General features: G+C 71.1%; 1 protein-coding gene. It reads right to left on the reverse strand.

All coding sequences use genetic code 11. The features are described from left to right. Positions 1 to 39 precede the first annotated feature (39 nt). Positions 40 to 17,205 carry an SDR family NAD(P)-dependent oxidoreductase gene (locus R2B38_RS46150; protein WP_411978622.1) on the reverse strand — a complete coding sequence of 5,722 codons (17,166 nt, stop codon included), beginning with the start codon at positions 17,203 to 17,205 and terminating at the stop codon, positions 40 to 42. Positions 17,206 to 17,241 lie beyond the last annotated feature (36 nt).

The following is a 17,241-nucleotide window of genomic DNA, read 5'->3' on the forward strand; positions in this document are numbered from 1 at the left end:
GGGTCAGCGGCTGCGGGGCGGCGGACGGGTCGGCGGTTGCTAGTTGCCGAACTCCGTGTCGATGAGGTCGAAGAGTTCGTCGTCGGAGGCGGCGTCGAAGTCGAGCTCCTCCTCGGCGGGCGGGGTTCCGTTCGCCGTCGACCATGCGGTCAGGAGGCCCTGGAGCCGGGTGGCGACCTGGGCGCGGGCCGAGTCGTCGGCAGGCGTCTCGGCCAACGTGGCTTCGAGCCTGCTCAGTTCGGCCAGCAGCGGATGCGTTCCGGCCGTGGACTGTGCGGTGGGGTCGAGCCGACCGTGGAGGTACCGCGCGAGGGAGAGCGGCGCCGGGTAGTCGAAGACCACCGTGGCGGGGAGGGAGAGCCCCGTGGCACCGCGGAGGCGGTTGCGCAATTCGACCGAGGTGAGCGAGTCGAAGCCGGTGTCCTTGAACGCCGTCTCCGGCCCGACCTGCTCCGGACCGGTGTGGCCAAGGACGATCGCCACCTGGCCGCGTACGAGTTCCAGCAGCAGAGCCTGCTGCTCGGTCACCGAAAGACCGGCGAGCCGTGCGACCAGTCCGCCGCCGTCACCGGCGCCGGTGCGGGCCTGCTGCCGGCCGGGGCGGACCAGTCCACGCAGCAGCGGCGGGACTCCCCCGCCGAGCACGGCGTCGGCCCGCACCGCCCGCAGGTCGAGCCTGGCCGGTACGAGGAGGGCGGTGCTGTCGCCGGGGCCCGTGTCCGAACCGGTGTCGTCCGCGCCGGCCCTGAGGGCCGCGTCGAACAGCTCCATGCCTTCGGCCGCTGTCAGGGGTTCCACACCGCCGCGGCGCCCGGTCCGGTCCTGGCCGGTCACCGGGGCGCCGTCGGGGGCAGTGGGCTCCGGGGCGGCGATCTGCTCCCAGAGACTCCAGGCCAGCGACAGGGCGGGCAGGCCCTCGGCGCGACGGCGGTGGGCCACCGCGTCGACGTAGGCGTTGGCCGCCGCGTAGGCGCCGGTACCCGCGCCCAGGAAGACGGACGAGGCGGACGACATCAGAACGAACGCCCTGAGCTGCGGGGCGAGTTCACGGGTCAGCTCGTCCAGGTGCCGGACCGCGGTGGCCTTCGGCGCGAAGACCTGGGCCAGCCGTTCCGGGGTCGTCTCGCCGATCAGACCGACGTCGAAGACCCGGGCCGCGTGGACGACCGCGGTCAGCGGGTGCTCGGCGGGTACGGAGGCCAGCAGCGCGGCGACCGCGTCCCGGTCGGTGATGTCGCACGCCACGACCGACACCTCGGCGCCCTCGGCCGTCAACCGCGCCACGAGTTCCGTCGCGCCGTCGGCCTCCGGCCCTCGCCGTCCGGCCAGGACCAGGTGGCGGACACCGTGCTCCGCGACCAGGTGGCGGGCGGTCAGCGCACCGAGCGATCCGGTGCCGCCGGTGACGAGCACCGTGCCGTCGAGGTCGAGCGGGAGCCGCTCGGGCAGGGCGGCGGCAGGCTGTCCCGGCTGCCGCGCCCCCGTACGGACAAGGCGCGGCACGGTCAGCGCCGTACCGACGACCGCCACCTGTGGTTCGCCACTCGCGAGGACGGCCTCCAGGAGAGTGGAACCGAGGGTGACGGGGCCCGGGCTGGTCGAGGCCGTGGAGTCGGGCGCCGCCGGGTCCAGGTCGAGGAGGACGATCCGCTCCGGGTTCTCGGCCTGGGCGGCACGGACCAGACCCCATACGGCCGCGCCGGCCGGGTCGGTCGCCGCGGCATCACCGCCTGCGGGCATCGCGCCACGGGTCACGACGACGAGCTGGGAACTCTCCAGCGTCTCGTCGGCCAGCCACGCCTGCGTCACCGCCAGGACCCGCGAGACCACGGCCGGAAGGACTCCCCCGTCCTCGCCGCTCACGACACCGGCCCCACCGGCGATGGCCTCCAGGACCACCGCCGGTGGCACGTCCGCCCCGCCCGTCAGAGCTGCCAGGTCCTCCGGGGTGGCCACGGTCACCGGGCGCTCCTCCGAGGCCACAACCGCCATGGCGCTCTGCGAGGGCAGCTCTGCGAGCGTGGTCCACTCGACGCGGAAGAGTCCGGGCCCGCCGTCGCTCACGGTGCCCGCCGCGGCCTCCAACTGGGCCGCGGACACCGGTCGTAGCGCGACGGAGTCGGCCGACAGAACCGACCCGCCCGTCTCGTCGACGGCGGTCAGCGACAGCCCGTCCGGCCCCTGCGGAGCGATCCGCACCCGAAGCGCCGTGGCACCGACGGCGTGCAGCGTCAGTCCACGCCACTCAAGCGGCTGCCAGGTCCCCTCGCGGCCTTCCGGTGTGGCGCCCGACAGCAGCACCGAGTGCAGGGCCGCATCCAGCAGAGCAGGGTGAATACCGAACCGGGCGGCACTCTCGCGCTGTTCGTCCGGCAGGGCGACCTCGGCGAAGACCTCCTCACCACGCCGCCACACCGCCCGCAGGCCCTGGAACACCGGGCCGTGCTCATAGCCATGGGCGACCAGGTCGGCGTGAATGCCTTCCCCATCGACCTTCTGGGCTCCGGGCGGGGGCCAGCTGGCGAAGTCGGCCCGTGTGCTGACGGCGGCCTTGGCCACCGCCCCGAGGACACCGGTGGCGTGGCGGACCCACGCCTCACCGTCGGTGGAGTCGGCCTCCGCGCCTTCCCGGGTCGAGTAGATGTCGACGCTCCGTGTGCCGTTCTCGCCCGGTCCACCGACTGCGACCTGGACGCGGACACCGCCCTGCGCGGGGACGACCAGGGGCACCTCGATGACCAACTCTTCGAGCGTCCCGCAGCCGACCTCGTCACCGGCCCGGACCGCCAACTCGACCAGTCCGGCGCCAGGGACGACGACGACCCCGTCGACGGCATGGTCCCCGAGCCACGCGTGCGTGCGCAGGGAGAGCCGAGAGGTGAAGACCAGCCCGTTGGAGTGCGGAAGCCTCACCACCGCACCGAGCAGCGGGTGGTCGGCCTTGCCCTGCCCCAGAGAGGCCGCGTCCGTGCTGACGCCGGGCCGAAGCCAGTAGTGCTGGTGGTCGAAGGCATACGTCGGCAGGTCGAGGTGCGAAGCACCCGCAACCGGCAACACCTTCGCCCAGTCGACCGACCCGCCGTGCACGAAGACCTCGGCGGTCGCGGTGAGGAGGGTCTGCGCCTCGGGGCGGCCGTCGCGCAGAGCCGCGACACACGACGCCCGCTCACCGGCCGACTCGGACACGACACCCGACAGAGCCGCACCGGGGCCGAGTTCGACGAAGACGACGTCCCCGTCGCCGGCCGCGGCCGTGACACCGTCCGCAAAGCGCACGGGACGGCGAACATGGTCCACCCAGTACTGCGGGTCCGTGAGCTGACCGGGCTCCGCAAGCCGCCCGGTCACGTTCGACACCACCGCGAACTTAGGCTCCGACCACGACACTTGGGACAGCACGCCCGCGAACTCGTCGAGTATCGGCTCCATCAACACCGAATGGAACGCGTGCGAGACAGTCAGCCGCTTGGTCTTACGACCCTGGTCCGCGAGCTTCGCCGCCACCGCCAGCACAGCGTCCTCGACGCCCGAAAGGACCACGGACGCCGGACCGTTGACCGCCGCCAGATCCACACCCTCACCCAGCAGCCCGGCGACCTCGTCCTCCGACGCGGCAACCGCGACCATCGCGCCACCCGACGGAAGTGCCTCCATCAGTCGGCCCCGAGCCGCCACCACCGCAGCCGCATCCGCAAGCGACAGCACCCCGGCCACATGCGCCGCGGTGATCTCACCGATCGAGTGACCCATCACCGCATCCGGCCGCACACCCCACGACTCCACCAGCCGGAACAAGGCCGTCTCCACAGCGAACAACCCCGCCTGCGTAAACACCGTCCGACTCAGATCACCGGCATCACCCAGGACGACATCCCTGACCGGATACTCCACCCACCCCGACAACTGCCCATCCAGCGCGGCACACGCCATGTCGAAGGCCTCCGCGAACACCGGGTACTGGTCGTACAGTTCACGGCCCATGCCGACCCGCTGCGACCCCTGACCCGGAAACACCACCACCGTACGAACAGCCGAACCCCGGTTGCCCGTCACCACCCCGTCGGCCGACTCGCCCCGCGCCAGTGCGCCGAACCCGGCAAGCGCGTCCTCACGCGAACCGGCAACCACCACCGCGCGCTCGGACAGCAGCGCGCGCTCCCCGATCAGCGCTCCCGCGATCTCCGGCAGGGTCGCACCATCAGCGGTAGCGATGAACGACGCCAGTCGCTCGGCCTGGCCCGCCAGCGCACCGGCGGTCTTCGCCGATACGACCAGGGGCACCGCACCCCCGGTCGGCGTTGCGGCCGGTTCGGCGAGGTCGTCCTGTGGCGCCTGCTCCAGGATCAGGTGCGCGTTGGTCCCGCTGAGCCCGAAGGAGGAGACACCCGCCCGGCGCGGTCGGCCGGTTTCGGGCCACGCCCGCGCCTCGGTGAGCAGTTCGACCGCGCCCGCCGACCAGTCCACCTGCGACGACGGAACGTCCACGTGCAGGGTGGGCGGCATCACGCCGTGGCGCAGCGCCTCCACCGTTTTGATGACGCCGGCGACACCCGAGGCCGCCTGGGTGTGGCCGATGTTCGACTTCAGGGAGCCCAGCCAGAGCGGGCGCTCCGGATCGCGATCCCGCCCGTACGTCGCCAGCAGGGCCTGCGCCTCGATCGGATCGCCCAGCACCGTGCCGGTCCCGTGTCCCTCGACCATGTCGATGTCCGACGTGGACAGGCCCACCGCGGCCAGCGCCTTGCGGATCACCCGCTGCTGGGACGGGCCGTTCGGGGCCGTAAGTCCGTTGGAAGCGCCGTCCTGGTTCACCGCGGAACCCCGTACGACCGCCAGCACCCGGTGCCCGTTCCTGCGCGCCTCCGACAGGCGCTCCAGCACGACGACACCGGCGCCCTCGGCCCAGCCCGTACCGTCCGCGGCATCCGCGTACGACTTGCACCGGCCGTCGACCGCCAGACCCCGCTGCCGCGAGAACTGGACGAAGGCTCCGGGGCTGGTCATGACGGCCGCGCCGCTGGCGAGGGCGAGCGAGCACTCGCCCTGGCGGAGCGACTGCGAGGCCAGGTGGATGGCTACGAGGGAGGACGAGCAGGCCGTGTCGACGGTCACCGCCGGGCCCTCGAACCCGAACACGTACGACACACGCCCCGACGCCACGCTGGTGCCGGCACCGGTCGTGACGAAGCCCTCCAGTTCGGCGGGCACGTCGCTGCCCGAACCGTAGCCCTGGCCCATCAGTCCGGAGAACACCCCGACATCACGGCCCTTGAGCGTTCCCGGGTTGATACCGGATCGCTCCAGCGCCTCCCATGACGTCTCCAGCAGCAACCGCTGTTGCGGGTCCATGGCGAGGGCCTCACGCGGCGAGATCCCGAAGAATCCCGGGTCGAACAGTCCGGCTCCCTGAAGGAATCCGCCCTGGTCGGCGTACGACGTACCCGCCTTGCCCGGATCCGCGTCGAACAGACCATCGAGGTCCCAGCCACGGTCCTCCGGGAAGCCCGACACCGCGTCCCGGCCTTCGCTGACCAGTCGCCACAGGTCCTCGGGGCTCGCCACACCGCCCGGCAGGCGGCACGCCATGCCCACGATCGCGATCGGCTCACCGGGATCGGCCGGTGCCGCCGCGGGCGCGGCGGGCGATGCCGGGGCCGCGGTCTCCGGTGACACGCCGAGTTCGTCGTGCAGATGGCGGGCGAGCGCGAGCGGGGTGGGGTGGTCGAAGACGACGGTGGCGGTCAGCTTGAGGCCGGTGGCCTCGCGGAGCCGGTTGCGCAGGTCGACCGAGGTGAGCGAGTCGAATCCGGTCTCGCGGAAGGCGGTCTCGACCGGTACTCCGTCGGGCCCGGCGTGGCCCAGAACGGTCGCCGCGTGCGTACGGACGAGGTCGAGGAGCAGTGCTTCCTGCTCGTCGGCCGTCAGTCCGGCGAGCCGGGCGGCAAGGCCACCGTTGCCGTCGCCCTCGGCGGCGGGGCGGGCGGTCTGCCGGGTGACCCGTATCAGGCCCCGCAACAGTGGCTGGACCGTGCCGCCTGCGGTCGCGTCGGCACGCATCGACCGTAGGTCGAGCTTGATCGGGACCAGCAGGGCCTCGCCGTTGCGCAGTGCGGCGTCGAACAGGTCCAGGCCCTCGGCCGACGTCAGGGCCCGGCTCCGGCTCCGGCTCACGCGCGACCCGTCGGTGTCGTCCAGGTGGGCGGTCATCGCGGTGGCCTGCTCCCACAGGCCCCAGGCCAGCGACTGGCCGGGCAGACCGTCCGAGCGGCGCTGGTGCGCCACAGCGTCGAGGTAGGCGTTCGCCGCGGCGTAGTTGCCCTGGCCCGCCGAGCCGAACACTCCGGCGGCGGACGAGAAGACCACGAACGCCTTGAGTTCCGGGGCGAGTTCACGGGTGAGCTCGTCCAGATGCCGTACGGCCGTGACCTTCGGTCCGAACACGTGGGCCAGCCGCTCCGGCGTCAGCGCACTGATCACCCCGTCGTCCAGGACACCGGCCGTGTGGAGGACCCCGGTCAGCGGATGCTCCGCCGGTACGGCCGCCAACAGCTCGGACACGGCGTCCCTGTTTGTGACGTCACAGGCGACGACCGTCACCGATGCGCCCGACTCCTCCAGTTCGGCGGTCAGTTCGGCGACGTTCTCGGCGTCGGGACCGCGCCGACCGGCCAGCAGGAGATGCCGTACGCCGTGTTCCGCGACCAGTCGCCGGGCCACCAGGCCGCCGAGTGTGCCCGTGCCGCCGGTGATCAGTACCGTTCCGTCCGGAGCGAAGGTGATGGGGGTGCCGGAGCCGGGGCCGGAGGGGGCGATCCGGGGGGCGAGGAGCGCGGTGCCGCGCACGGCGACCTGGGGCTCACCGGTCGCGAGGACGGCGGCCAGCACCGGTTCGACGTCGGTGCCGGGTGCGGCATCGGTGTCGAGGAGCACGATGCGGTCCGGATGCTCGGACTGGGCGACCCGTATCAGGCCCCAGACAGCGGCGCCGGCCGGGTCCGCGACGCGGGCGGCGTGGTCACCCGCAGGTACCGCGCCATGGGTGACCACGACCAGCGTGGCCTCGTCGAGGCCAGGTGCGGCCAGCCACGCCTGGACGACCTCCAGAACACGACCGGTCAGGGCGAGCACCTCGTCGTCGTCCGAACTGTCACCGGCGGCGTCCAGGACGACGACCGGCGGAATGCCCGCACCGTTGTTCAGCATGGCAACGTGGCCCGGGGAGGCCACGGGCACCCAGGCGGGCGGCAGTTCCATGCCCGGGGCCGTACTGCCGGGCAGCTCGGTCCACTCCACCTCGAACAGGGCATCCCGGCTGCCGTCGGCGGTCGTCCCGCCCAACTGCTCGACCGGCACGGGCCGCGAGACCAACGACTCCAGACTGAGCACCGGACCACCGGTCCCGTCGGCCGCTTCCAGAGACAGCGTGTGAGCGGCAGACCGCATCAGACGCACCCGCAACGCAGAGGCACCCGCCGCATGCAGACGCAACCCGCTCCAACCGAACGGCAGATGCACACCCTCCCCGGCATCACCACGACCCTCACCCGCCGGATCCGCCAGCGCCACATCCAGCATCACCGGATGCAACGCCGCATCCAGCAACGCCGGATGAATACCGAACCGGGCAGCGCTCTCCCGCTGCTCCTCCGGCAGAGCAACCTCGGCGAACAACTCCTCACCACGCCGCCACACCGCCCGCACACCCTGAAACACCGGGCCATAGCCATAACCCGCCGCCGCCAGCAGGTCGTAGCCGCCCGCGACCGGGACCTGCTCGGCGCCGGGGGGCGGCCAGGCGGTGAAGTCGAAGCCGGGAGCGGGAGCGGCGGTCGCTGTGAGGGTGCCGGTGGCGTGGCGGGTCCAGGTGTCGGTACCGGTGTCGCCGGTGGCGTCCTCACGGGTCGAGTAGACGGCGACGGTACGGGCTCCGGTCTCGTCCGGTCCGCCGACGGCGACCTGGACACGGACACCGCCGTGCTCGGGCAGGACGAGGGGCGCCTCGATGACCAGTTCGTCCAGCGTGCCGCACCCGACCTCGTCACCCGCACGAACGGCCAACTCCACCAGCCCAGTTCCAGGCACGAGCACGGTGCCATCCACAGCGTGGTCAGCCAGCCAGGGGTGAGTGCGCAGCGACAACCGGGAGGTGCAAAGCACACCACCGGTCTCCGGCACCACCACGACAGCACCGATCATGGGGTGATCGGCAGTGGCCTGGCCGAGGGAGGCGGCGTCGGTCGCGGGGGCGGTCTGCAACCAGTAGTGCTGGTGGTCGAAGGCATACGTAGGCAGGTCGACCTGGCCGGCGGATCCTTCGGGGAGCATGCCTGTCCAGTCGACGGGCACGCCCCGGACGAAGAGTTCGGCCATCGAGGTCAGCAGCCGGCGCGGACCACCCTCGTCACGGCGCAGGGAACCAGTCACCACAGCTTCGGCGCCTGCCTGGTCGACGATTTCGCTGACCGGCTGGACCAGGACGGGGTGGGCGCTGGACTCGACGAACACTGTGTGGCCCTCGGCCAGGAGATCGGCGATCGCGGGACCGAAGCGGACCTGACCGCGCAGATTCCGGTACCAGTAGCCACCGTCCAGGACACCGGCCTCGCGGATCCACTCACCGGTCACCGTCGACAGGAACGGCACCAGGGGCGCCTGCGCACGAATGTCGGCGAAGGCGGTGACCAACGTCTCCTCGATCGCCTCCACATGCCGGGTGTGGGAGGCGTAATCCACCGCCACCCGACGTACCCGCACACCATCTGCGGAAAGAACCTCCAGCACTTCGTCGAGGGCTTCGGCGTCACCGGCGATCACGACGGACGCCGGACCGTTGACCGCCGCGACCTCAACCCGGCCGACCCACCGCTCCAGCCGCTCAACCACGTCGGCCTCTGCCAGCGCCACCGAGGCCATGCCTCCACGGCCAGCGAGACTCCCGGCGATGACTTGGCTGCGCACCGCCACGATCCGGGTAGCGTCCTCCAACGAGAGCGCCCCGGATACGCACGCGGCGGCAATCTCCCCCTGGGAATGGCCGACCACCGCGTCGGGAACCACACCCACCGACGCCCACACCGCAGCCAGACCCACCATCACCGCAAAACTCGCCGGCTGCACCACATCGACCCGCTCCAGGAGTTCAGCCGGAGCATCACCCCGCAGCACATCCACGAGCGACCAGTCGACCCAACGCTCCAACACCGCAGCGCACTCGGCGACCCGCTCCGCGAACACCGGTGAAGAATCGAGGAGTTCACGACCCATGCCGACCCACTGCGAACCCTGCCCCGGGAAGACAAGTACTGTCCGACCCGCAGCCACCGCACTGCCACCACCGGTGACAACAAAGGGACTTGCCTCGCCGCGCGCCAGCGCACGCAGCCCCGCCAACGCCTCCTCCCGCGAACCAGCCGCCACCACCGCCCGCTCCGACAACACCGCACGCCGCGAAGCGAGCGCTGTCGCGAGCTGCGGCAGTGTCGTACCGTCCTCGGCCTCGATGAAAGACGCCAGCCGCTCGGCCTGACCCGCCAGCGCGCCGACGCTCCGCGCCGACACCACCAGCGGCGCCATGCCTTCGGCCGGGACCGACATCGGCTCGGACTGCTCCTCCGGCGCCTGCTCCAGGATCAGGTGGGCGTTCGTCCCGCTGAGCCCGAAGGACGAGACGCCCGCCCGGCGCGGCCTGCCTGTGGCGGGCCACTCCCGCGCCTCCGTCAGCAGCTCGACCGCACCCGCCGACCAGTCCACCTGCGGTGTCGGCTCCTCGACATGCAGGGTGGGCGGCAACACGCCGTGCCGCAGCGCCTCCACCATCTTGATCACACCGGCCACACCGGCCGCGGCCTGGGTGTGACCGAAGTTCGACTTGACGGAGCCCAGCCACAGCGGGCTCTCCGGATCCCGGTCCCGGCCGTACGTGGCGAGCAGGGCCTGCGCCTCGATGGGATCGCCGAGTACCGTGCCCGTGCCATGCGCCTCCACCGCGTCCACCTCGGCCGCCGACAGGCCCGCCGACGCGAGGGCCTTGCGGATGACGCGCTGCTGGGAGGGGCCGTTGGGCGCCGTCAGACCGTTGGACGCGCCGTCCTGGTTGACCGCTGACCCCCGTACGACCGCGAGCACTTGGTGGCCGTTGCGGCGCGCCTCCGACAGCCGCTCCAGGACCACGACGCCCACGCCCTCGGCCCAGCCCGTACCGTCGGCGGTCGAGGAGAAGGGCTTGCACCGGCCGTCGGCGGCGAGTGCCTTCTGCCGCGAGAACTCGACGAACGTGTGCGGAGTCGCCATCACGGTCGCACCGCTGGCCACGGCAAGCGTGCATTCGCCCTGGCGCAGCGACTGCGCGGCCAGGTGCATGGCCACGAGTGAGGACGAGCAGGCCGTGTCGACGGTCACCGCCGGTCCCTCGAACCCGAACACGTACGAGATGCGGCCCGAGGCCACGCTCATCGCGGAACCGGTCGCCGTGAAGCCGCTCAGTTCCGGCGCGATGACGCCGCCGATGCCATATCCCTGGTTCATGACGCCGGAGAAGACCCCGACCTCCCGGCCCTTGAAGGCCGCCGGGTCGATGCCCGCCCGCTCCAGTGCCTCCCACGAGGTCTCCAGCAACAGCCGCTGCTGCGGGTCCATGGCCAGCGCCTCACGCGGCGAGATCCCGAAGAAGCCGGCGTCGAACTGCCCCGCTCCGTAGAGGAATCCGCCTTGATCGACGTACGACGTACCGGCTCGCTCCGGGTCAGAGTCGAACAGGTCCTCGACGTCCCAGCCGCGGTCCTCCGGGAAGCCGGAGATCGCGTCCCGGCCCTCCGACACCAGCCGCCACAGGTCGTCCGGGGTCACGACTCCGCCGGGCAGGCGGCATGCCATGCCGACGATGGCGATGGGTTCGTCGGGGTCGACCGCCGGTCCCGTGGTGACGGCCGCGGCGTCGGCCACCGTGTCGCCGAGTTCCTCGGCCAGGTGGCGGGCGAGTGCCAGCGGGGTCGGGTAGTCGAAGACGACGGTGGCGGTCAGCTTGAGGCCGGTGGCCTCGCGGAGGCGGTTACGGAGTTCGACCGACGTGAGCGAGTCGAAGCCGGCGTCCTTGAACGCCGTCTCCGCTCCGACGTTCGCGACCCCGGTGTGGCCCAGCACGTTCGCCACATGGCCGCGGACCAGGTCGAGCAGCAACGCCTCCTGCTCGTCGGGCGCGAGCCCGATGAGCCGGGCGGCGAGTCCTCCGCCGCTCTTCCCTGCCGCCGCGCGTGCCTGGCGTCGGCCGGTGTGCACCAGGCCGCGCAGCAGGGTCGGGACGCCACGGCCCGCCGCCGCGTCGGCGCGCAGCGCCCGCAGGTCCAGCTTGATCGGCACCGCCAGGGCGGTGGGACTCCGCAGAGCCGCGTCGAACAGCCGCATCCCCTCGGCGGGAGCGATGGCCAGCCAGCCACCACGGCTCATACGTGCCTGGTCGGCTGCGTCCAGATGCGCGGTCATGCCACTGGTCTGCTCCCACAGACCCCAGGCGAGTGAGATGCCCGGCAAGCCCGCCGCCCGACGCCGGTGAGCCACCGCGTCCACGTAGGCATTCGCCGCCGCGTAGTTACCCTGACCGGCAGAACCGAACAGACCCGACGCGGAAGAGAACACCGCGAACACCGACAGGTCCAAGCCCCGGGTCAACTCATCCAGATGACCTACGGCCGCCACCTTCGGCCCGAACACAAACGCCAACCGTTCCGGCGACAGCGCACCGATCACACCGTCGTCCAACACACCAGCCGTGTGCACGACCCCGGTCAGCGGATGCTCGTCACCGACCGAACCGAGGAGCTCGGCCACCGCATCCCGGTCAGCGACATCACACGCCGCCACCCTCACCGACTCCGCGCCCAACTCCCTCAGCTCAGCGACCAGTTCCGCCGCACCCTCGGCCTCCGCACCACGCCGACTCGCCAACACCAGATGGCGGGTGCCGTATTCGGTGACGAGGTGCCGGGCCACCACGGCACCCAGCGATCCCGTGCCACCGGTCACCAGCACCGTCCCCTGCGCATCAAGGGGTTTCGGAACGCTCAGCACTATCTTGCCGATGTGCTGGGCCTGGCTCATGTAACGGAAGGCGTCCGGTGCGCTGCGCACGTCCCATGCGGTACGCGGGAGCGGGTTGAGTTCTCCGGCTTCGAACAGTCCCATCAATTCGGTGAGCATCTGCTGGATGCGGTCAGGACCGGCCTCGATCAGGTCGAACGCCTGGTAGGCGACCCCGGGGTAGGTCCCGGCGACGGTGTCGGCATCCCTGATATCGGTTTTGCCCATCTCGATGAACCTGCCGCCGCGGGGCAGCAGCCGCAGCGAGGCATCCACGAGTTCCCCGGCCAGGCAGTCCAGAACCACATCCATTCCGGCACCCGAGGTCCCGGTCAGGAAGTGCTCCTCGAACTCCGCCGTCCGCGACGAGGCGATGTGTGTGTCGTCGAAACCCAGCTCTCGCAGCACCGCCCACTTGCCGGGGCTCGCCGTACCGAACACCGTGGCCCCCAGGTGCCGGGCTATCTGCGTCGCGGCCATGCCCACACCGCCGGCGGCGGCGTGGATCAGCACCGACTCACCCGCCCGCAGGCCGCCGAGATCCCGCAGCCCGTAATAGGCGGTGAGGAACGCTACGGGGACCGATGCAGCCTGCTGGAACGACCACCCCTCGGGTATCGGGACGATATACCGCCGGTCGGTGACAGCGATCGATCCGAACCCGACGCTCGTCAGGCCCATCACCCGGTCACCGACGGCCAGATCCGTCACACCCTCGCCGACCTCCAGCACGACCCCAGCGCCTTCGCCACCCAGCTCGGCCGCACCCGGGTACATGCCCAACGCGATCAGAACATCGCGGAAGTTGATGCCCAACGCCCGCAGGCCAACGCGAACTTGACCCGCGGCCAAGGGCGCCGCGGCACCGGGCTCAGGCAGCAGGGCGAGCTTGTCGAGCGTGCCACCGCCTGTAGCGCCCAACCGCCACTCAGCCGCCTCTTCGGGTACCTGCAAGATCCGCTCACTGGTATGGACGAACCGGGGCACGGCCAACGTCGTGCCGCGGACCGCGAGTTGCGGCTCACCGATGGCCAGGGCCCGTCCCAGGACCGCGGTGAACGGGTCGTCAGCAGCCGGGTCCAGGTCGAGCAGGACGATCCGGTCGGGGTTCTCGGCCTGGGCCGTGCGGATGAGACCCCACACAGCTGCCGCCGCCGGGTCGACGACATCACCATCAGCACCGGCAGGAACAGCACCCCGAGTCACCACCACCAACGGCGAGTCCTCGAAGACCTCCCCCGCCAGCCACGCCTGCACAACACCCAACACCCTGCCCGTCAGCGCGAGCACCTCACCGACACCGTCAACCCCGGCACCGAAGGCCTCCACAACAGCCACAGCCGGAACATCAACGACCAAGGCATCCACATCCTCGGCCGACCCGACCAGCACCCACGAAGGCTCCGCCACCGCCCCAGACGTGGCCGCCAACTCCGTCCACTCCACCTCGAACAGGGCATCCCGGCCGCCATCGGCGGTCGTCCCGCCCAACTGCTCGACCGGCACCGGCCGCGAGACCAACGACTCCAGGCTGAGCACCGGACCACCGGTCCCGTCGGCGGCCTCAAGAGACAGCGTGTGAGCGGCAGACCGCATCAGACGCACCCGCAACGCAGAAGCACCCGCCGCATGCAGACGCAACCCGCTCCAACCGAACGGCAGATGCACACCCTCCCCGGCATCACCACGACCCTCACCCGCCGGATCCGCAAGCGCCACATCCAGCATCACCGGATGCAACGCCGCATCCAGCAACGCCGGATGAACACCGAACCGGGCAGCGCTCTCCCGCTGCTCCTCCGGCAAAGCAACCTCGGCGAACAACTCCTCACCACGCCGCCACACCGCCCGCACACCCTGAAACACCGGGCCATAGCCATAACCCGCCGCCGCAAGCAGCTCATAGACACCAGCGACCTCAACCTGCTCCGCGCCGGAAGGCGGCCAGACGGTGAAGTCGAAGCCAGGGGCGGGAGCGGCGGTCGCCGTCAGGGTGCCGGTGGCATGGCGGGTCCAGGCCTCGCTGTCGTGGTCCTCGACGACGTCTTCCGATGCCGAGTAGACGGCGACGGTGCGAGCTCCGGTCTCGTCCGGTCCGCCCACGCTGATCTGGACGCGGACGCCACCCTGCTCGGGCAGGACGAGCGGCGCCTCGATGACCAGCTCGTCCAGCGTGCCGCACCCGACCTCATCACCCGCACGAACGGCCAACTCCACCAGCCCAGTTCCGGGCACGAGCACGGTGCCATCCACAGCGTGGTCGGCGAGCCAGGGGTGAGTACGCAGGGACAACCGGGAGGTGCAGAGCACACCACCGGTCTCCGGCACCACCACGACAGCACCGATCATGGGGTGATCGGCAGTGGCTTGCCCAAGCGCTACAGCATCAGTGGCAGGAGCGGTCTGCAGCCAGTAGTGCTGGTGGTCGAAGGCGTACGTCGGCAGGTCGAGGTGCGAAGCACCCGTAACCGGCAGCACCTTCGGCCAGTCGACCGAGCCGCCGTGGACGAAGACCTCGGCGGTCGCGGTGAGGAGGGTCTGCGTCTCGGGGCGGCCGTCGCGCAGAGCCGCGACACACGACGCCCGCTCACCAGCAGACTCCCCCACGACACTCGACAGCGCCGCACCCGGGCCGAGTTCGACGAAGACAACGTCCCCGTCGCCGGCCGCCGACGCCACACCGTCGGCGAAACGCACCGGACGGCGGACATGATCCACCCAGTACTGCGGGTCGGTGAACTGACCAGGCTCCGCAAGCCGTCCCGTCACGTTCGACACCACCGCGAACTCCGGCTCCGACCACGTCACTTGGGACAGCGCGGCAGCGAACTCATCGAGCATCGGCTCCATCAACACCGAATGGAACGCGTGCGAGACAGTCAGCCGCTTCGTCTTACGACCCTGCTCCGCGAGCTTCCCCGCCACCGCCACCACGGCATCCTCGACACCGGAAAGGACCACGGACGCGGGGCCGTTGACCGCCGCCAGGCCCACACCCTCACCCAGCAGCCCGGCGACCTCGTCCTCCGATGCGGCAACCGCCACCATCGCGCCACCCGACGGAAGTGCCTCCATCAGCCGACCCCGAGCCGCCACCACCACCGCCGCATCCGCAAGCGACAACACCCCCGCCACATGCGCCGCAGTGATCTCACCGATCGAGTGACCCATCACCGCATCCGGCCGCACACCCCACGACTCCACCAGCCGGAACAACGCCGTCTCCACAGCGAACAACCCCGCCTGCGTAAACACCGTCCGACTCAGATCACCAGCATCACCCAGGACGACATCCCTGACCGAGTGCTCCACCCAACCCGACAACTGCCCATCCAGTGCCACACACGCCGCGTCAAACGCCTCCGCAAACACCGGATAGCGCGCATACAACTCACGCCCCATCCCCACCCGCTGCGAACCCTGCCCCGGAAACACCACCACCGTACGAACAGCCGAAACGCCGCTACCCGTCACCAACCCCGCAGCCGACTCACCCCGCGCCAGCGCACCCAGCCCCGCCAACGCCTCCCCGCGCGACCCGGCGACCACCACCGCACGCTCGGACAGCAGCGCCCGCTCCCCGACCAGCGCCCCCGCCACCGCGCTCAACGGCACCTCCTCGGCAGTGAGGAATGCCGCCAGCCGCTCCGCCTGGCCCGTCAGGGACTCGGCACTTTTCGCGGACACCACCAACGGCAGCACAAGGTCATCGGTCCCGGCCGGCCCCGGCTCCGCGGGCTCCGTCTCCGGTGCCTGCTCCAGGATCACGTGCGCGTTCGTCCCGCTCACACCGAAGGACGACACACCGGCCCGACGCGGCCGTTCCGCTTCCGGCCAGGGCTGGGGCCGCTCAAGGAGCTGGACCGCGCCGGTCGACCAGTCCACCTCCGAGGACGGGGCGTCGACATGCAGGGTGGGCGGCATCACGCCGTGCCGCAGCGCCTGCACCATCTTGATGACTCCGGAGACACCCGCAGCCGCCTGCGTATGACCGACGTTCGACTTCAACGAACCCAGCCACAACGGCCGTTCGGCAGGCCGGTCCTGACCATAAGTCGCCAGCAGCGCCTGCGCCTCGATCGGGTCGCCCAGGACCGTGCCGGTCCCGTGTCCCTCGACCATGTCCACGTCCGACGTCGACAGACCGGCGTTGGCGAGCGCCATGCGGATGACGCGTTGCTGCGAAAGACCGTTCGGCGCCGTCAGGCCGTTGGAAGCGCCGTCCTGATTCACGGCAGAACCCCGTACGACCGCCAGGATCCGGTGGCCTCGCTCCTGTGCCCGCGAAAGCCGTTCCAGGACGACGACACCGGCGCCCTCGGCCCAGCCCGTACCGTCCGCGGCATCCGCGTACGACTTGCACCGGCCGTCGGAGGCGAGCCCGCGCTGCCGCGAGAACTCCACGAACGTGTGCGGAGTCGCCATCACGGTCGCACCGCCGGCCAGGGCGAGCGAGCACTCACCCCGGCGCAGTGCCTGGGCGGCGAGGTGGAGAGCGACCAGCGAGGAGGAACACGCCGTGTCCACGGTCACGGCCGGGCCCTCGAAGCCGAACACGTACGAGATACGGCCGGACGCCACACTGCCGGCCGCACCCGTCCCGGCGAAACCCTCCAGCTCCGGCGGGACATTGCCGCCGAAGAAGTAGTCGACGCCCATGATGCCGTTGAAGACGCCGACATCCGTGCCCTTGATCGAGCCGGGGGCGATCCCGGCCCGCTCCAGGGCCTCCCACGAGGTCTCCAGCAACAGCCGCTGCTGCGGGTCCATGGCCAGCGCCTCGCGCGGCGAGATCCCGAAGAAGCCCGCGTCGAACTCCCCGGCCCCATAAAGGAATCCGCCCTGGTTCACGTACGACGTGCCGGGCTTGTCCGGGTCCGAGTCGAACAGGCCGTCCAGGTCCCAGCCACGGTCCTCTGGAAAGCCGGTGACACCGTCCTGGCCTTCGCTGACGAGCCGCCACAGGTCCTCAGGGTTGGCCACTCCGCCCGGCAGCCGGCACGCCATGCCCACGATCGCGATCGGCTCGTCCGCACTGTGCGCCACCTGCTGCCGCAGGTCGTGCAGCTCGGCCGTGACACGCTTGAGGTACTTGAGGAGTTTCTCGTCCGTGGCCATCTTCGGTTTCCTCACCGGGTGTTGGGGAGCGGCAGTCAGTGAAGGCGTGGT

It is taken from the genome of Streptomyces sp. N50 (assembly GCF_033335955.1).
Taxonomy (GTDB): domain Bacteria; phylum Actinomycetota; class Actinomycetes; order Streptomycetales; family Streptomycetaceae; genus Streptomyces.